Origin of the sequence: Paraburkholderia piptadeniae (genome assembly GCF_900007165.1) — a bacterium.
Classification (GTDB): Bacteria; Pseudomonadota; Gammaproteobacteria; order Burkholderiales; family Burkholderiaceae; genus Paraburkholderia; species Paraburkholderia piptadeniae.
Genome location: NZ_CYGY02000010.1, coordinates 26,259 through 44,292 on the forward strand (window position 1 = coordinate 26,259; position 18,034 = coordinate 44,292).

Consider the following 18,034-nt stretch of genomic DNA (forward strand, 5'->3'; position numbering starts at 1 on the left):
TGCTCTTCTTTCGCCTTTACGCTCGGGCAATCGTCAGATACCCAGTTCCGTGCGCACGGCCTGCCAGTTGTCGCGCGTCATCAGCTTGCCGGTGGTCTGCGTGTCCGCGGGCGGCTCTTTGCCGTTGCGAATCCAGTCGATGAGGTTCTGCGCGCTTTGCTTGCCGTGGTTCGTCGAGCTGACGGCGATCGTGCCGAAGAAGCCCGTCTGATCCTTCTTCTGGAACTCGGCGAACGCTTCACCTGCGCCGTTGATGCCAACGCCAATCACGTCCGCTGAAGGAATGTGCAGCTGCTCGGTCGCGCGCACGCCGCCCAGCACGCTTTCCTCGTTCAGCGCGAAGACCACCCACTTCTTGATGTTCGGATGTTTGGACAACACGGGCGATGCCGCATTGAAGCCACCTTCGTCGTCAGTGGTCTTTTGCGGCGCGTCGAATATGTTGTCCTTCTTGAAACCGTTCGCGAGCAGAGTCTGCGTCGCACCATCCGTGCGCAACTTTGCAGTCGGCAGCTCATAGTCGGTGATGCGGATCGCACCCACTTCTTCCGGCTTCCAGCCGCGCTTCTTCATTTCGTCGGAGATCGCCTGCCCGACCTGATTGCCGATCTTGAACGCGGACATGCCGAGGTGCGGGACGTCCGCAAGCGGCTTGCCCGAGGAATCGACCAGCTGGTCATCGACGGTGACGACCTTCATGCTGTAGCGCTTTGCTCTTGCTCGAATGGCCGGTCCGAGACGTACGTCGGGCGCGCAGATCACGAAGCCCTGTGCCCCTTGTGCGCCGAGATTGTCGATCGCGGCGAGCACCTTCTCGCCGTCGGGCGTGCCGATGTTGACGACCGAGAAGTTCTCTTTCTGGCCAAGCGCCGTAGCAGCCTTCTGCTCGTTGATGAACCACGCCTGTTCCGGCATCTTGACGAGAAAGCCGATCTTGGTTGGCGAATCGGCGTGGGCCGCCATGTTCATGCCGAGCGGCGCAATGCACATTGCCGCAAACATCGCACGAAGCGTGAATCGGCGGATTTTGCTGGTCATGTTGCTAGTCTCCTCTGATATGGTTGTTGCGAAGGGTCGATAAAGCGTCTAGCGGCCGAAGGCCTCAACTTCAATCTGCTTGCCAAGCAGGAATGCGTCTGCGACGAGGCGCAACGGTCGCACGTCCACGTCGTCGGTGCCGTGCGCGATGAGCCAGTGAAAGCGTTCATAGAGCGCCGCGTATTCACGCTCCGGTTCGAGCGCGACAGGGTCGCCCGCGATTGCGAGGCGCTTGCCGCCTTCGCTGATCGAAAGCAGGCCATCCGTCGTTTCGACATCGATTTGCCATTGCTCGACAGGGCCGTGGCGCCAGTCGAATTCGACGTGCACGGGCGCGCCATTGGTGTCGATGCAATCGAGTTCGGCAGCGATGGGCGTCGAGCAATCTGCCGGCACATGAAGCGTCGCGTCGCGCAGAAGAACTTCATGCGGCAGGATGCGTGTCACGATCGACAGCGCGTTGATGCCCGGATCAAACACGCCGAGGCCGCCCGATTCCCAGATCCATTGCTGCCCCGGATGCCAGCGGCGCACGTCTTCCTTCCAGCGCACGTGTACAGCGCGGATCTCGCGCTCGGCGAGCCAGTAGCGCGCGGGCTCGACAGCGCTGGCACAACGGGAATGCCACGTGGCGAACAATGTCCGGTTCTGCTTGCGTGCAAATTCAGAAAGCGCTATGACCTCGCTCACGCTCGCACCAGGCGGCTTTTCGAGCATCACATGCTTGCCCGCTTCGAGCGCGGCGCGCGCCTGTTCATAGCGGACCTGCGGCGGCGCACACAGCGAAACCGCGTCGAGGTCGGTTTCGGCCTCGAGCATTGCGCCAATGTGCGTGTAGTTGCGCACGCCGTTGACCTGCGCGTTGCGGCTCGCGGTCGCGACGAGCGCAAACCCCGGGTTGCCCGCGATCGCCGGCAGATGTTGGTCGCGCGCGATCTTGCCCACGCCGACGATGCCCAGTCTATAAGGTCGGTTCATGCTACTCGGCCCAGAAATTTATTTGCCCCACTGCAGCACAAGCGGATTCAGACGACGCGCGATGTCAACCAGCTCGGCGCGTGTGTCCGGATGCATCGCGGGCAGCGGATGGCGCGGCAGTTCGCACGCAATCACGCCGCCCTCTTTCATCAGCGACTTGCAGGCGAGCAGACCGGCCTGGCGGTTCTCGTGATTGATGAGGGGCAGCCACTTTTGATAAAGGTCGAAGGCGTCGTCGATGCGGCCCTCGCGATGCGCTTCGATGATCGGGCGAATGCCGTCCGGAAACCCGCCGCCCGTCATCGAGCCCGTCGCGCCCGCGTTCAGGTCCGCTAGCAGCGTGATCCCTTCCTCGCCGTCCCACGGTCCTTCCACCGCATCGCCACCAAGCCGGATCAGCTCTCGCAACTTGTTTGCCGCGCCCGGCGTCTCGATCTTGAAGTACGAGACCTGCTCGATCTCGCGCGCCATGCGTGCGAGCAACGCCGCCGAAAGTACGGTGCCGCTTGCGGGCGCGTCCTGAATCATGATCGGAATATCGATGGCGTCGGACACGCGCGCATAGAACTCGAAGGTCTGCGACTCGGGCACGCGGAACGTGGCGCCGTGATACGGTGGCATCAGCATGACCATTGCCGCGCCCTGCTCCTGTGCGCGCCTGCTGCGCGCGGCGGCCACGTTGGTGCCGTAATGCGTGGTGGTGACGATCACGGGCACGCGGCCCGCGACGTGTTCGAGCACGGTGCGTGTGATGACTTCGCGTTCCTCGTCCGAGAGCGAGAACTGCTCGGAGAAGTTCGCGAGAATGCATAGGCCGTCCGAGCCCGCGTCGATCATGAAATCGACAGCGCGCTTCTGGCTGGCCAGATCGAGTTCGCCGGTTTCCGTGAACGTGGTCGGCACGACGGGGAAGATGCCCCGGTAGCGGGGCGTACGGCTCATATTCATGTTGTCAGTCCTGCTTCAAAAGTTTCGTTACCCCGCGCGATCGTTGCTCTCACCACGTTCATGATTCGCAACGCGCACTGGCGCGCGCGGATCTTCCTGGTCCGCGCTTCACGGAGTGCGCTGCGTTTCCGGTTTGCCTGCGACGCGTCGGCGCAGGTCGAGTGGATTGGCGTCGCGCAGTGCGTCGGGCAGCAGGTTATCGGCGAGATTCTGGTAGCAGACCGGGCGCAGGAAGCGCTCGATGGCCGCCGTTCCCACTGAGGTGCTCCGGCCGTCCGAAGTGGCCGGAAACGGGCCGCCGTGAACCATCGCGTCGCAGACTTCGACGCCAGTCGGGAACCCGTTCGCGAGCACACGGCCCGCCTTGCGCTCGATGAGCGGCAGCAGCGAGCGCACGAGTTCGCCGTCGGCGGATTCCGCGTGCAGCGTGATCGTCAGCTGACCTTCAATCTTGCGCAGCACCGCGCGCAGCTCGAGCGCATCGGCGCATTCCACGAGTACGCTGCTGGGCCCAAATACTTCTTCGCCGAGCGTCGGGTCCGCGAGCAGGTCCTTTGCGCTCACGCGCAACAGTGCCGCTTGTGCGCGGCCGGGCGCTGCGTTACCACGTGCGAGCGTTGTCACCTGCGGGTGTTGTATCAACCGCTCGATGCCGCGTTCGTAGTTGCGCAGAATGCCCGGCGTCAGCATCACGCCCGCGCTCGCGCCGCTGAATTCCCGCGCGGCGTTGGCAGCGAAGGCGTCGAACTCGGTGCCCGCGAGCCCGAGCATCAAGCCGGGATTGGTGCAGAACTGCCCGCAGCCCAGCGTCGCCGATGCGGCGAACTCGCGCGCCAGCGTCTCGCCGCGCGCGGCAAGCGCGCCGGGCAGCAGCACGTTTGGATTCACGCTGCTCATTTCGGCATAAACCGGGATCGGTTCGGCGCGCGCCACCGCGAGCTTGATCAACGCAAGGCCGCCCGCGCGCGAGCCCGTGAAACCGACTGCGCGGATTGCAGGATGCTGGACCAACGCGCTCCCGGCTTCGTGGCCCGCGTCGAACAGCAGCGAAAAGACGCCCGCAGGCAAACCGGCAGCCGCGACCGCGTCCTGGATTGCGCGGCCCACGAGTTCCGATGTGCCCGGATGCGCGGGATGGGCCTTCACGACAACCGGACAACCGGCAGCGAGTGCCGAGGCGGTATCGCCGCCCGCAACCGAAAACGCCAGCGGAAAATTGCTCGCGCCGAAGACCGCCACAGGACCGACGCCGATGCGCCAGAAGCGCAGATCGGTGCGCGGCGGCTGACGCTCGGGCAACGCGGGTTCGATGCGCGCATCGAGTGCGTCGCCGCTGCGCACGAGTTCCGCGAACATGCGCAACTGGTTCGCCGTGCGCGCGCGTTCGCCTTCGAGACGTGCGCGCGGCAGACCGCTTTCCGCCATCGCGCGCTCGATGAGTCGATCGCCGAGCGCTTCGATACGCGCCGCGCAATCGTCGAGAAATTGCGCGCGCTTTTCGGCGCTCAACGCGCGATACACGTCGAACGCTTCGTCGGCAAGCTCGCCGACGTGATCGACGTCGGTGCTCAATGCGCTGTGGAACACGGGTTGCGCAATGGGTTCGCCGGTTGCCGCATCGAGCGCCTGAAATGGCGCGCCTTCGCCGCGCTTTGCGCGGCCCGCAATCAGCAGTTCACCCGTGAGTTGGATCGTCATGATCTGCCTTCGATGCGCGTCAGTGCGAATGGCGCGGCACGGCAGCGCCACGTTTTCCAACGAGGAAATCGAGGTCGCAGCCTTCGTCTGCCTGCAGCACGTGATCGACGTAGAGGCGCGCGTAACCGCCCTTACCCATCTGCTCGGCGACGCCCGGTGCAGCAGCCGGATCGGTGTCGGAGAGACGGCGCTTGAGTTCTTCCTCGCTGATGTCGAGATGCAGGCGCCCCGCTTCGCAATCGAGTTCGATCCAGTCACCGTTGCGCACGGCGGCAAGCGGGCCGCCCGCCGCCGCTTCGGGCGCGACGTGCAGCACCACCGTGCCGTATGCGGTGCCGCTCATGCGCGCGTCGGAGATACGCACCATGTCCTTGACGCCCTGGCGCAGTAGCTTCGGCGGCAAGCCCATGTTGCCGACCTCGGCCATGCCCGGATAGCCTCGCGGTCCGCAGTTCTTCATCACGAGGATCGAGTCCTTGTCGACGTCGAGCGATTCGTCTCCAATCGTTGCCTTGTAGTGATCGAAGTTCTCGAACACCACCGCGCGGCCGCGATGCTTGAGCAGCTCAGGTGTAGCCGCCGACGGTTTGAGCACGGCGCCACGCGGGGCGAGATTGCCGCGCAGAATGCAGATGCCGCCGTCCGCGATGAGCGGCCTGTCCAGCGGGCGAATCACCTCGTCGTTGAAGTTGGGCGCCTCGCGTACGTTGTCCCAGATCGACTTGCCGTTGACGGTCAGCGCGTCGGGATGCGGCAGCAGATTCGCCTCGCCCAGGCGCCGCAGCACCGCCGGCAAGCCCCCTGCGTAATAGAACTCCTCCATCAGGAAGCGACCCGACGGTTGCAGATCGACGATGGTCGGCGTATTGCGGCCGATGCACATCCAGTCTTCCAGTTCGAGCGGCACGCCGACGCGTCCCGCGATCGCCTTCAGATGGATGACGGCATTGGTCGAGCCGCCGATCGCCGCATTCGTGCGGATCGCGTTCTCGAATGCCTCGCGCGTGAGGATCTTCGAGAGCTTCAGATCTTCGAGCGCCATTTGGACGATACGGATGCCCGACATGTGCGCGAGCACGTAGCGGCGCGCGTCCACAGCCGGGATCGCCGCGTTGTGCGGCAGCGATACGCCGAGCGACTCGGCCATGCAGGCCATCGTCGAAGCCGTTCCCATCGTGTTGCACGTACCCGCCGAGCGGGACATGCCCGCTTCCGCCGACAGGAAATGGTGGAGATCGATCTCACCCGCCTTGAGCGATTCGTGCAGTTGCCACACTGCGGTGCCCGAGCCGATGTCCTTGCCTTCGAGCTTGCCGTTGAGCATGGGACCGCCCGTCACGACGATCGCGGGCACGTCGACGCTCGCCGCGCCCATCAGCAATGCGGGCGTGGTCTTGTCACAGCCGCACAGCAGCACGACAGCGTCGATTGGATTGCCGCGAATCGCTTCTTCCACGTCCATCGACGCGAGATTGCGCGTGAGCATCGCTGAAGGACGCAGGTTCGATTCGCCGTTCGAGAACACCGGAAACTCGACGGGGAAACCACCTGCTTCATAGATGCCGCGCTTGACGTGCTCTGCGAGCTTGCGGAAATGCGCATTGCAGGGCGTAAGTTCCGACCACGTGTTGCAGATGCCGATGATCGGACGGCCGTCGAATTCGTGATCGGGAATGCCCTGATTCTTCATCCAGCTTCGATACATGAAGCCGTTCTTGTCAGTGGTGCCGAACCACTGTTGTGACCGCAATTTGGGTTTGGTTGCCGACATCGTCCGTCTTTTAGGTAGGCCAGATTTGCGTGCAGTGTATGAACAAAGTTGATAACCTACTAATGAAAAGTTGGACGTTTCCCATATCAGTTCATATATCGGTATTAATACTTAGTCCATGCTGGATACGAACCCCTGGTACGTGCGCACGCGCCTGAAAACACGGCAATTGCTGCTGGTCGTCGCGCTTGCAGAGGAAGGCAACATCCATCGCGCCGCGGCGGCGCTGAACATGACACAGCCAGCCGCTTCGAAGCTGCTGCGTGAACTGGAAGAGATGGTCGGGGCCGTTCTATTCGAACGCATGCCGCGCGGGGTGCGGCCAACGCTCTATGGCGATGCGCTAATCCGGCACGCACGTATCGTGCTGGGCAGTCTCGAACAGGCTCAGGATGAACTCGCCGCTCTCAAGGCCGGACGGCTCGGTCACGTTGCGGTAGGCGCCATCACATCGCCAGGTGTGCGCGTTCTTCCGGCGGCTGTCGCGGCTGTCAAGCGCATGCACGCGAACATACGTATTTCGGTCGAAATAGACACCAGCAATGTGCTGCTCGAGCATCTGGGGCAAGACAAGCTCGACATAGTAATCGGGCGGCTGTCGGCCGAACACGACAAGCTTCAGTTGCGTTACGAGGCGCTTGCAGGCGAACCGGTCCGCGCCGTGGTTCGCCGAGGTCATCCGCTGCTGACCGGGGCGCCAATGGAGCTGTCCGACGTCCAGCGCAGCGCGTGGATCGTGCCACCAGCGGGCAGTGTGCTACGGCACCGTTTCGAGCTGATGTTTCAGCGCGCAAGCCTCCCTCCGCCGTCGAATGTCGTCGAAACGGCCGCTCTGCTCTTTGTCACGCGTGTGCTGGAAAAAAGCGACATGATTGCCGTGCTCGCAGAAGACGTTGCGCGCTACTACGCGTCTCACGGCATGGTTCAAATTCTGCCTCTGCCGATGGAGTGCAGGATGGACGACTTCGGGTTGATCACCCACGGTGAAAAACTGCTCTCCCCCGCTGCTGCCCTGATGATCGACGCGCTGCGCGCAGCGAGCCGCGAGACGTATGACCTGCCCTATCCCGCCTGAACACGCGCGATCGATGCCGGTTCAAACGACGGATTGAGCGCGACCAGAATGACGGGGGCCGCGAACGTGTTGACGGGTCCCGCGATGCCGATCACGAAAACCAGAACACCATCACAGGACCGAACACGGCGCCGATGCCGCTAGCGCCATGCTTTCGCATGGTGAAGACCGGTTCCTTGAACGCTTCGTCCGACATGACGACATCATGCGCGCACCCCGCGCCGATGAAGCCGATTATCTGGCCGCCCCACTCGATTGCGGCGTAGAGCCCGCTTTGGCGCGATCTCCCGTCCGGGTACTGATTCCACCACCCTTTGCTCCTCTGGCTGACCCCATATCCCCGCCCTGTTCTCGCGCGCCAATACGTCCGTAGTTACCCGAAGTCCCCCGCAAACGGGCTTGCGATTTTTCCTAGATATCTAATAGAATTTGGCAACACCTGTTGATGAAGGCGACCTCTCGCCGGGAGACAAACATGCTGACCCACGAAGAAAATGAACTGCTGTGCCGTGTTGAAGGCGATGCCCCGATGGGGCAGTTGATGCGCCGCCACTGGACCCCCGTCTGTCTGATCGAGGAAGTGAGCGAGCCGGACGGCGCGCCGGTGAAAGCGCGCGTGTTTGGCGAGGATCTGGTCGTGTTTCGCGATACGGAAGGCCGCGTTGGCGTGATGGACGAGTATTGCCCGCACCGCCGGGCATCGCTGGTTTATGGCCGCAATGAAGACTGCGGCCTGCGCTGCCTGTACCACGGCTGGAAGTTCGACGTGCTCGGCAACGTGATCGAAATGGTGTCCGAGCCCGCCTCGAGTTGCATGACCGACAAGGTCAAGCACAAGGCCTACCCGGTGCAGGAATGGGGCGGCATGGTGTGGGCATACATGGGCCCGCAGGACGCCGCGCCCGAATTCGTTCCGCCCGCGTGGGCGCCGGGCGCGGACACCCGCGTGAGCATCGCAAAGGCGCTGCTGCCCTGCAACTGGGCGCAGATTCTCGAAGGCGCGATCGATTCCGCGCACAGCTCGAGCCTTCATTCGTCGGACTTCGTGCCGGCGCGCGTTGGCGGCGCCGAGGCAACTTCGAAGAACTGGCTGCGTCCCTCCACCGACAAGGCGCCGCGCCTGCAGGTCGAGCGCACCGGTTACGGTTTTCGCTACGCCGCGCTGCGCCGCCCGATCTTCAACGCCAACACGCACGACTACGTGCGCTCGACGGTATTCGTTGCGCCGGCAACCGTGCTGATTCCGCCGAACAATCTCTACAACGTCGCGAACATCAACGTGCCGATGGACGACACGAACACAGCGTTCTACTTCATCGCATGGGGCGATCCGGCGACCACGCCGGAAACCGAATCCTGGCGCAAATTCCTGCATCAGCAGGTCGGTATTGATCTGGACGAACGCTACCGTCCGCTGCGCAATCACGAGAACCGCTTCTGGCAGGACCGCGCGGCGATGGCGACCGGAAACTTCACCGGCATCACGGGTTTCCCGAACCAGGACATCGCGATGTGGGTCACGATGGGTCCGATTGCGAACCGTTCGGACGAGCGTCTAGGCGCGAGCGATCTCGCCATCGTCGAATTCCGCCGGCGCATGCTCGACGCGCTCGCCGAATTCAAGCAAGGTGACGAAGCGATCGGCACGGGTGCGAAAGCGATTTCACACGACGTCTGCTCGTATCAGGCAGTCGTGCCGAAGGAGATCGACTGGCGCACCTATGAGGCGCGCTATGTCAGCACGAAGCACGCGCTGCCCGACGACCAGTCGGCCGTAGTCGCGACCGACTACCAGGTCTCGCAATAACGGAGGGCGCACGGCCATGGAAGATCGCCGCTTGCGCATTGGGGTAGCAGGACTGGGGCGGGCGTTCTCGCTGATGTTGCCCACCTTCCTGCGCGACCCGAGAGTCCAGCTCGTTGCCGCGTGCGATCCGCGTGAAGAAGCGCGGCGGCAGTTCGCCGCCGACTTCGACGCGCGAACCTACGCCGACGTGCTGCAACTGGCCGACGATCCCAACGTGGAAGTCGTCTACGTGGCGAGCCCACATCAGTTCCACGCGCAGCACACGGAAATTGCCGCGGCGAAAGGCAAACACGTGCTGGTCGAAAAGCCGATGGCGCTCGACGCGGCCGACTGCGAACGCATGATCGCCGCGTGCCGCGCCGCGAACGTGCATCTGATCGTCGGCCATTGCCACAGCTTCGACACGCCGTATCTGCGCGCACGCGAACTGATCCGGGAAGGGGATTTCGGCGCGGTGAAGATGATCCAGGCGGTCAACTACACCGACTACCTTTACCGGCCGCGCCGGCCCGAGGAGCTGATGACGGCCGAAGGCGGCGGCGCCGTTTTCAGCCAGGCGGCTCACCAGGTCGATATCGTGCGCTTGCTCGCCGGCTCTCGCGCGGTTCGGCTACGCGCGAGCGTCGGCCGGTGGGACCCGGCACGCCCCACCGAAGGCGCGTATTCCGCGCTGATCTGGTTCGAAAACGGAGCTTACGCTTCCCTCTCCTACAACGGATACGGCCATTTCAACAGCGACGAGTGGACTGGCTGGATCGGCGAGATGGGCGACCAGACGAGCCCGGATGCGTACGGCAATGCTCGCAGGCGTCTGGCGACGCTCGCCTCGTCGAACGACGAGGCAAAGTTGAAGGCCGCCGGAACGTACGGCGGATCGGCATACAAACCGCCTTGCGCCTCTGCGGACGAACCGCCTCGATTTCATCAGCATTTCGGTCCGGTCATCGTCTCGTGCGAACGTGCGGACTTGCGGCCCCTGCCCGACTCTATCGTCGTGTACGGCGACCGGCGCGAGACGCTGCCGCTTTCGCGCCCCGCCGTGCCGCGCGCCGAGGTCATCGACGAACTGTATGGCGCCGTTGTCGAGGGACGACCGCCTCTTCACGACGGAGAATGGGCAAAGGGCACTCTGGAAATTTGCCTCGCCATACTGAAGTCGAGCGAGGCGGGCGCAGACGTCCTGCTCTGATATCGACCTGCTGCTCCGCCAATCGGCGACAACGAAAAAGCCTTCGCACGCGAAGGCTTTTTTACTTCTGTGCGAGCGTCACCGATTCACCGCTACGCGGCGCACTCGCGCGCCAGGTCGGGCTGCGCGACGCATGCCCCGACGTACGCCCCAAAGCGCAGCGAAAAATCGACCGCCCTCACGTGCTTCGTGAGCCCACCCACGGAAATGCGGTTCACGCCCGTCTCGGCAATCGCGCGCAGCGTTTCTGTCGAGACACCGCCCGACACCTCCAGACTGGCACGCCCCACGTTGAGGCGCACGGCCTCGCGCATGGCATCGTGCGAGAAGTTGTCGAGCAGGATCGACCTGGCGCCAGATTCCAGCGCCTCGGCCAGCTCGCCGAGCGTTTCCACTTCGACCTGAAGCGGCACTTCCGCACCAAGCGCCTGGGCGGCGCGAATCGTCGGCGCAATGCCGCCGCCCGCTGCGATGTGGTTTTCCTTGATCAGCATGCCGTCGTAAAGTCCGCGCCGATGGTTCTCTCCGCCGCCCACGCGCACCGCGTACTTTTGCGCAAGGCGCAGACCCGGCAGCGTTTTTCTCGTATCGAGAATGCGCGCCGCCGTGCCTTCGACAATGCGCGCCATGGCGTGCGTTGCCGTGGCCACGCCCGAAAGCAGCTGGAGAAAGTTGAGCGCGGTGCGCTCGGCGGTAAGCATGCCGCGCGCGGGCCCGGCGATCTTGCACACGGCCTGTCCTTCACGCATCCATTCGCCTTCGCCGACGAACCATTCGACAGCGATGCGCGGGTCCGTCTGCAGGAGCGTTTCGTCGAACCATGGCCTGCCGCACAGGAGCGCGGCCTCGCGCACGGTGAGGACTGCCTCGGCCGAACCGGCAGGGTCGATCAGTTGTGAAGTCCAGTCGTTATCGCCGACATCTTCCGCGAGCGCTTCGCGGACATTGCGCGCCACGGCCGCGCGGGTCATTGCATCCATTTCAGGGTCCGTATATTGAGCGGGAAAGCAGCTTGAAGCCACCTGCTGCCGCGCACAGGCGCGGCCGTCAATATTACTAGATATTTAATAAAATGGAACCCGGAAAACGACCTATGAAATCATGAAACCGCCGGCCTCAGTTGCTTTCGTACTCCTCGCCGCGCGTTGCGATCAGGTTGCCCATTTCTCGTGTCGACGGAATGCGGCGCGCCGGATCGCTCGACTCGGCTTCGTCGCGCGCCATGTTTTCGATAATCGTTAGCAGGACCTTGCGCGCGACGTTGATCTCGGTGGTTTTCAATCCGGCGACGCTGATCTCGTTGACTTCTTCCGCAAGCGGAACAAGCTTTTTTTTCAGGCCCCGGCCGCGCGGCGTGAGATACACGTGCGTGTTCTTGCGATTGCCGGGCGCATAGCGGCGCTCGACGTACCCGAGCTTTTCCATTGCCGACACCGCGCTGAACGTGGTGGGCGTAGTGGTGCCCGTCTCGTCGCTGAGCTCCTTCTGCGTGAGCCCGTCGGTGACCCACAGCACACGCAGATACGCCCAGTGGCCAAACGAGACTTCATGCTGCGCCAGGCGCATTTGCAGACCGCGAATCATCGCGCGGCCCGCATCCTTCACCAGGTGAGCAAGACGATCATCCGGCACCGCCTCGCGCCAGTGCCGCAGGATGGGGTCCTCGCTCGCGACCCCGCCCTTTCCCGAAGTACCTGCTGCTGCCATACCTTCCTCGCCGTTATTGTGACCAGACTGGCGACAATCATAGCGCTTTAGCCGGCGCGAGAGGCACTGTTCCGCAGCGCGCGGCCGCTCAGAAGGTGTGGCGAATGCCCACAGTCACGCCCGCCTGGTCCATGCCGGGAGCGATGTCCACGCCTGTGCCCCGAATGCCGACATTGGAAAATGAACGATTGGAGACATACGCGCCTTCCGCGTACACATCGGTGCGCTTCGAGAGCGCGTAGTCGACCAGCAACGCCCCCATCGTCGGGCCGCCGTGCGGATTGCGAAACTGCGTGTGATAGACGCTGGCGGAAACGGAGAGCGGCGTATTCACCCGCCAGGTCACACCGCCCCAATAGAGCAGCGAACTGGGTGGCACGTCCGTGTTGCGTGTGTTCAGCCAGCGCAGGCCCGCCAGCGCCTTGACGGGCCCGATGTCGTACGAAAGGCCGAGCAGCGCGCGCTGCTGCGTGTTGCTCTGCGTGGCGATCGAGGTGCCCTGCAACTGGTCGTACGTCACACCGATGCTGAACGGCCCACGGTCGTACAGCACCGCGGCGCTCATCTCGCGGCCCACTTTCGTCGCGCCGGGCACGTTGGCACCGTTTGGAATCGTCGAGTCAAAGCCCGTGCTGTACAACGCCGCGAACGTCACGTCGCCGAGATGCACGCCGTAGCGCACCGAATTGTCCGCGCGGTTCACGAACTGGCTATCCATGCTTTGCGCGGAATAGCTCGGATTGAACGTCAGCGCGTCGTACTTGTACATCAGCTCGTAGAGCAGGTTCTGGTGACGTCCGAGCGTAAGCGTGCCGTACGGTGTCGCGAGGCCAACGAACGCCTTACGGCCGAACAGCCGCCCGCTCTGGCCGAGCGTTCCGTTGTTCACGTTGAATCCGCCCTCGAGCGTGAACAAAGCCTTGTACCCGCCGCCAAGATCCTCCGAGCCTTTGAGCCCCCAGCGCGATCCGGCAAGATTGCCCGACTGCTCCCGGATCACCGAGCCCGTCTGTTTACCCTGGGCCACGCGGTTGACGTATTCGACGCCCGCATCGACGATGCCGTACAGCGTGATCGAACTTTGCGCATGGGCCGCCGTGCAGGCGAGCACCAGCAGCCCGCCGCACGCGCGCGGGAATGTGTGTCCCTTCATGTTCATTTGTATTATGGATTCCTGATTATATTGTGTTGTCCCCTTCCACGCTGGCGTCGCGCAGCCGGTAACGGGCGGATGCGCGACGCGACGACTGCCGCGGGAGGTCAGATCTTGAAGCTCTCGAGGCTCGCTGGATGGAACAGCTCAGCGGGTTGAAGGCGCCGGCTCGACAAGCCCTCGGCGTGGTGCTGCGCAAGGAAGCGGTCGATCACGTGCTCGTTGCTGGCGAATCCGTACGACCAGAAGTCGGAGCCCATCAAACGTCGCGCGTTGCGCAACTGGTCTTCGATGAACGGCAGTGTCACCTTGGTCGCCGAGGTGTCGCTCAAACGCGCGAGCGCCACCTGCTTCGCGTGCTCGAACGCCTTCGCGATAGCGCCAGGCAGCCACGGATGCTGCTCCGCCAGCGTCTTGCGGATGCCGAGCGTGTGCATGATCGGAAAGAGCTTCCTGCGCTCGTACCACTCGGCAGCGCGCTGTTGGGGGTCATCGAAGAGGTACTTGACCTTGGGATGCCCGCGCTCGAAGCACGACGGCGCGCGCGGCCCGATCACGCCGTCGATCTCGCCGTCGGCCAGCAGGTTCGAGATCGTCTGCCCTTCGGGCGCATTTTCCAGCACGACGCCTTCGGGCAGCTTGAGCGCGATCTTCTCCACACGCGTCGGGTCCTCGTAGCCGCCGCGCACCCAGCGGATATCCGAAGCCTTCACGCCATATTCCTCTTCGAGAAAGAGCCGCACCCACACGTTGGCCGTGAGCTGGTATTCCGGCACGCCGATGCGTTTGCCCTTCAGGTCCTCGGGCCGGTCGATCCCACGGTCGGAACGCACGTAGATCGAGCTGTGCCGGAACGCGCGCGACGGAAACACCGGCACGGCGATGTAGGGCGAGGTGCCCGCGGCCGTCTTCACCGAATAGCTGCTCAGCGAAAGCTCGCAAATGTCGTAATCCGCGTGCCGGAACGCGCGAAAGAAAATTTCCTCCGGGTCCTGCAGCATGAACACAGGATCGACGCCGTCGATCTGGACGTCGCCGTCGATCAACGGCCGCATCCGGTCGTAATTGCCCACGGCGATCGAAAGTTGAAGCTTGCTCATTCCTGCTCCTGTCTGACTGTCAAAATGCGGTCCGTCACGTGCATCGTCACGCGCCGGACTGAGGCGCCTGCCGCTCGCGCGGCACGCCGAAGAAGACGGCAATGCCGCCAATGAACACGAGCGCCGCGACCAGCAGGATGCCGGCCGAGAAGCTGCCGGTTACGCTCTTCACCCAGCCAAGGACGATCGGCGCGAAGAAAGCGCCCACCTGCCCAAGACTGCTGATGACGCCGATTCCGCCCGCAGCCGCCTCGCCTTTGAGGTAGTTCGGCGGAATGGTCCAGATGATGGCGGCGGCCGCGAAATAGCTCACTGCAACGAGACTCAGGCACGCGATTGCGGCAGCCGAGTTGTGCGTGAGAATCGTGAGCAGCACCGCGCCCGTTGCGCCCGCTGTCGTCGACAACACGAAGTGCCAACGGCGCTCGAGCCGCAGATCGGAGCTGCGCGCGATCAGCAGCATGGCGACGGCGCCGACGATGTATGGCAGCGCGGACAGCAAGCCGATCTGCAACATGTTGGAAACGCCCGCCTGCTTGATGATGGTAGGTGTCCAGTAATTGAGGATGGTCCCGCAAATGGGCACCGTGGCCCAGCCTGCGGCGATCACATACACGCGCGGGTCGCGCAGCGCGACGAGCAGACGGCTCGGCGCATCGTGCGGCTTCTGCCGGTGTTCTTCCTCGAGCGCGTCCATGACGATGCGTTTTTGCTCATCCGTGAGCCACGACGCATCCTGTGGCTTGTCCGTCAGGTAAAACCACGCGACCACGCCGGCGATCACGGCGGGCAAGCCTTCGAGAAAGAACAGCCACTGCCAGTTGCGAAAGCCCCATACACCCATGAAGTTTTCGAGGATCAGCCCCGAAAGCGGGCCGCCGATAATACCCGCGGCGGCAATCGCGAGCAGAAATCGCGACGTGATGCGCGCGCGGCGTTTCGCGGGATACCAGTACGAGAGGTAGAGAATGATCCCTGGCCAGAAGCCCGCCTCCGCGGCGCCGAGCAGCGTCCGAGCGAGGTAGAACTGCCAGGGTGCGGTCATGAAGGCCATTGCGGTGGAAATGGCGCCCCACAGCAGCATGATCCGCGTAACGGTCCGGCGAGCGCCGATGCGCCTGAGCAGCAGCGTGCTCGGAACTTCCAGCAGGATGTAGCCGATGAAGAACAGGCTCACGCCGAGCCCATACGCGGCATCGCTCAAGCCGAGGTCGTGCTTCAACTGCAACTGCGCGAAGCTGACGTTGACGCGATCGAGATAGTTCAGGACCCAGCAAAAGAAAAGAAAGGTCATCAACCTTAGTGTGACCTTGCGATACGTCGCCTCGACGACCGCCGAATCGGCGACACGAAGCGGGGGCGCATCCTCGTAGCTCAACGTTGAATCTGTCATGTCCGGGGCTCTCCTGGTTTCAGACTTTTTTGTCTGCGGAAACGGACAAACATTCCCTCCCGACGAGGGTCTTGCGTCTGCGTTCCGCATAATTAGACATCTAGTAATTAGGCTACGGGGCGTTGGTCACGCTGGCAAGTGGGGGTTTATACCGACGGGGGGATTGCGCTGGATCAACTTGCTTAATTAGATCTCTAGCAATATCATACGCTCCATGGTAGCGAAACGAATCGAGCGGAAGGAGACAGGCATGACCACCCCCGAAGGCGGTTTTCTGCATCTGAAGATTGCGGAAAAGGAGAAAATTGCGCGCGACATCTGGCGCTTTGAGCTAACCCATCCGCAGGACGCCCCGCTGCCGCCGTTCGAAGCAGGGTCGAATTTGACCGTCGTTGTGCCCAACGGCGCGCGTCGCAGCTATTCGCTCTGCAACGACTCACAGGAGCGAGATCGCTACGTCATTGCGGTGAAGCGGGACCGCCACGGGCGAGGCGGTTCCATGAGCCTCGTCGACGAAACCTCCGCAGGGGACGTGATCGAGGTCTCGCTGCCGCGAAACGAATTCCCGCTCGACGAGCGGGCGAAATCGTTCATTCTCGTCGCTGGAGGCATCGGCATTACGCCCATGCTGTCGATGGCGCGCCAGCTCCGGGCGGAAGGCCTGAGACAGTTCAAGCTGTATTACCTGGCCCGCGATCCGGAGGGCACCGCGTTTCTTGACGAACTCAGCAGCAATGAGTGGCGCGCGGCGGTAAAGATTCACCACGACTTCGGCGACCCGGCGAAATCGTTCGACTTCTGGCCCGTATTCGAGAGGTCGAAGTCGGCACAACACGTCTACTGCTGCGGGCCGCAGGCGCTGATGGACACCGTGCGCGACATGACGGGCCATTGGCCGTCCGGCACCGTGCACTTCGAGAGCTTCGGGGCGAGCAACGCCAACGCACGGGAAAGCACGCCATTTACGGTTCGGCTCAAGCGCAGCTGCACGTCTCTGGAGATCCCCGCCGACCGCTCGATCCTCGACGTGCTGCGCGCCACGAACGTGCGGGTGCCAAGCTCGTGCGAAAGCGGCACCTGTGGCTCATGCCGCACAGGACTATGCTCGGGAGAGGCCGACCATCGGGATCTCGTACTGCGCGATGACGAAAAGGAAACTCAGATCATGGTCTGTGTTTCGCGCGCGAAATCTGCGGAGCTAGTGCTGGATCTCTGAGCACGCATCGTCGGAGTTACGTTCGCCCCCTCACAGTTCGTGCGCCCACGTCGAACCTGCTCGCGCCAGATCATGCGGATGCCTGTGTCCCAGACGAACGCGACCTATGGCACCAAGGCTGCAAGAAGCCGCCGTCACCTGGCTGCTCTCGACATCGAGTTCGCCCGTCAATGGTGCAAGGCTGCCGAAACGGCGCACGAACTCGAAACGCGCTACACGCTCGTGCTTCCCGATGAAACGATCATGCGGCCCAGCAACCTGTCATCGCCGTTGAGCCCATGACGCTTCACCTTGCCGCTAGCGCGAACTGAAGCTCACCCCATCGGCTTCACGCCGATCCACCACCCGTGCAGGAAGAACGCGAACACGACCCAGGCGACGACGCCGACCACGACGGGAATCACATCTCGCGAGAAGCTCCCGCCCGGATAGACGATGCCTTCGACGCGATCCCGCCTTCGCGCGGCGGCGACATCGGCGAGCGCCCAGACGAGAAACGCGCCGAACAGGATGACCGCGTTCAGCGTCCCGTTCGCCAGCAGATGCGCGAAGGCCCACAGCGCGACGCTGATCGTCATCGGATGCTTGACCAGCGCCTTGAAGTGATTACCCGGCACGTACGCGGCCGGAAAGAGGATGAACGCAACGAGCGTGAGGATGCCCGCGAGATGCGGCGCCCATGCGGGCGGCGACCAGAGCATGACGGGCTCGCGCCGCGCGAGTCCATATCCCCAGATGATCAGCACGAGTCCGATGATGGACACGATGGAATACGCGCCCTTCCACGGCTTCTCGCCCATCTGCGCGATCCGCGCCTTGCGCCAGTCGTCCGCGAAAATGCGGACGGAATGCGCACCCAGGAACAACAACAACCCCAATATCAATGCGATCACGGCGGCTCCTCGTGTCGGATGTCGACAGGTTGCCGCGATTGTCCCGCATGATGTCTGCCGTGCCAATA

16 protein-coding genes and 1 pseudogene are annotated in these 18,034 nt (G+C 63.3%); 5 read left to right on the plus strand and 12 right to left on the minus strand.

The genetic code is table 11. From position 1 onward, the window contains the following. Positions 1–33: 33 nt before the first annotated feature. The 5 genes from BN2476_RS03805 to BN2476_RS03825 all read right to left on the minus strand — a co-directional run bounded on the left by BN2476_RS03805 (position 34) and on the right by BN2476_RS03825 (position 6,433). Complete coding sequence (locus BN2476_RS03805) at positions 34–1,038, minus strand: arabinose ABC transporter substrate-binding protein (RefSeq protein ID WP_087732831.1); 1,005 nt, start codon at positions 1,036–1,038, stop codon at positions 34–36. Between the two features lie 48 nt (positions 1,039–1,086). Further along, on the minus strand, positions 1,087–2,016 hold the full coding sequence (locus BN2476_RS03810; protein ID WP_087732832.1) for a Gfo/Idh/MocA family protein: 930 nt from the start codon (positions 2,014–2,016) through the stop codon (positions 1,087–1,089). Between the two features lie 18 nt (positions 2,017–2,034). Next, a complete protein-coding gene (locus BN2476_RS03815; RefSeq protein WP_087732833.1) occupies positions 2,035–2,964 on the minus strand; it encodes a dihydrodipicolinate synthase family protein in 930 nt (309 codons plus the stop codon). Positions 2,965–3,072: 108 nt separating this feature from the next. Then, positions 3,073–4,656 (minus strand): aldehyde dehydrogenase (NADP(+)), encoded by a 1,584-nt coding sequence (locus tag BN2476_RS03820; RefSeq protein WP_087732958.1) that lies wholly within the window; start codon positions 4,654–4,656, stop codon positions 3,073–3,075. Positions 4,657–4,681: 25 nt separating this feature from the next. Continuing rightward, positions 4,682–6,433 carry an IlvD/Edd family dehydratase gene (locus BN2476_RS03825; protein ID WP_087732834.1) on the minus strand — a complete coding sequence of 584 codons (1,752 nt, stop codon included), beginning with the start codon at positions 6,431–6,433 and terminating at the stop codon, positions 4,682–4,684. Positions 6,434–6,551: 118 nt separating this feature from the next. Between BN2476_RS03825 and BN2476_RS03830 the strand changes: the two genes are divergently transcribed. After that, positions 6,552–7,508, plus strand: a complete 957-nt coding sequence (locus BN2476_RS03830; protein ID WP_087732835.1) for a LysR substrate-binding domain-containing protein — start codon at positions 6,552–6,554, stop codon at positions 7,506–7,508. 29 nt (positions 7,509–7,537) lie between these two features. On the opposite strand, the pseudogene BN2476_RS49890 reads toward BN2476_RS03830, so the two are convergent. Next, positions 7,538–7,677, minus strand: a pseudogene (locus BN2476_RS49890) (KUP/HAK/KT family potassium transporter); the annotation flags it as partial. A 306-nt stretch (positions 7,678–7,983) separates the two neighbouring features. Between BN2476_RS49890 and BN2476_RS03840 the strand changes: the two are divergent. Both BN2476_RS03840 and BN2476_RS03845 read left to right on the plus strand, forming a co-directional pair. Further along, on the plus strand, positions 7,984–9,315 hold the full coding sequence (locus BN2476_RS03840) for a Rieske 2Fe-2S domain-containing protein (RefSeq protein WP_087732836.1): 1,332 nt from the start codon (positions 7,984–7,986) through the stop codon (positions 9,313–9,315). A 16-nt stretch (positions 9,316–9,331) separates the two neighbouring features. Continuing rightward, on the plus strand, positions 9,332–10,504 hold the full coding sequence (locus BN2476_RS03845) for a Gfo/Idh/MocA family protein (RefSeq protein ID WP_087732837.1): 1,173 nt from the start codon (positions 9,332–9,334) through the stop codon (positions 10,502–10,504). A gap of 92 nt (positions 10,505–10,596) precedes the next feature. On the opposite strand, the gene nadC is transcribed toward BN2476_RS03845, so the two are convergent. The 5 genes from nadC to BN2476_RS03870 form a co-directional block, all read right to left on the minus strand. Then, positions 10,597–11,484 carry a carboxylating nicotinate-nucleotide diphosphorylase gene (nadC, locus tag BN2476_RS03850; protein ID WP_087732838.1) on the minus strand — a complete coding sequence of 296 codons (888 nt, stop codon included), beginning with the start codon at positions 11,482–11,484 and terminating at the stop codon, positions 10,597–10,599. 136 nt (positions 11,485–11,620) lie between these two features. Beyond that, positions 11,621–12,211, minus strand: coding sequence for a MarR family winged helix-turn-helix transcriptional regulator (locus tag BN2476_RS03855; protein ID WP_087732839.1), 591 nt, complete (start codon positions 12,209–12,211; stop codon positions 11,621–11,623). Positions 12,212–12,299: 88 nt separating this feature from the next. Continuing rightward, complete coding sequence (locus BN2476_RS03860) at positions 12,300–13,370, minus strand: porin (RefSeq protein ID WP_087732840.1); 1,071 nt, start codon at positions 13,368–13,370, stop codon at positions 12,300–12,302. A 101-nt stretch (positions 13,371–13,471) separates the two neighbouring features. Next, complete coding sequence (locus BN2476_RS03865; protein WP_087732841.1) at positions 13,472–14,464, minus strand: PhnD/SsuA/transferrin family substrate-binding protein; 993 nt, start codon at positions 14,462–14,464, stop codon at positions 13,472–13,474. 46 nt (positions 14,465–14,510) lie between these two features. Next, positions 14,511–15,857, minus strand: a complete 1,347-nt coding sequence (locus tag BN2476_RS03870) for an MFS transporter (RefSeq protein WP_087732842.1) — start codon at positions 15,855–15,857, stop codon at positions 14,511–14,513. A gap of 250 nt (positions 15,858–16,107) precedes the next feature. On the opposite strand from BN2476_RS03870, the gene BN2476_RS03875 reads away from it, so the two are divergent. Together BN2476_RS03875 and BN2476_RS03880 are read left to right on the plus strand one after the other, a co-directional pair. Continuing rightward, positions 16,108–17,073 carry a PDR/VanB family oxidoreductase gene (locus BN2476_RS03875; RefSeq protein WP_087732843.1) on the plus strand — a complete coding sequence of 322 codons (966 nt, stop codon included), beginning with the start codon at positions 16,108–16,110 and terminating at the stop codon, positions 17,071–17,073. 84 nt (positions 17,074–17,157) lie between these two features. Next, positions 17,158–17,355, plus strand: coding sequence for a hypothetical protein (locus BN2476_RS03880; RefSeq protein ID WP_143810894.1), 198 nt, complete (start codon positions 17,158–17,160; stop codon positions 17,353–17,355). Positions 17,356–17,387: 32 nt separating this feature from the next. Here the strand turns inward: BN2476_RS03880 and BN2476_RS03885 are convergent, their stop codons facing one another. Then, the gene (locus tag BN2476_RS03885) at positions 17,388–17,966 is read right to left on the minus strand and encodes an NnrU family protein (protein ID WP_087732845.1); all 579 of its coding nucleotides are present in this window, start codon (positions 17,964–17,966) and stop codon (positions 17,388–17,390) included. Positions 17,967–18,034: the final 68 nt, after the last annotated feature.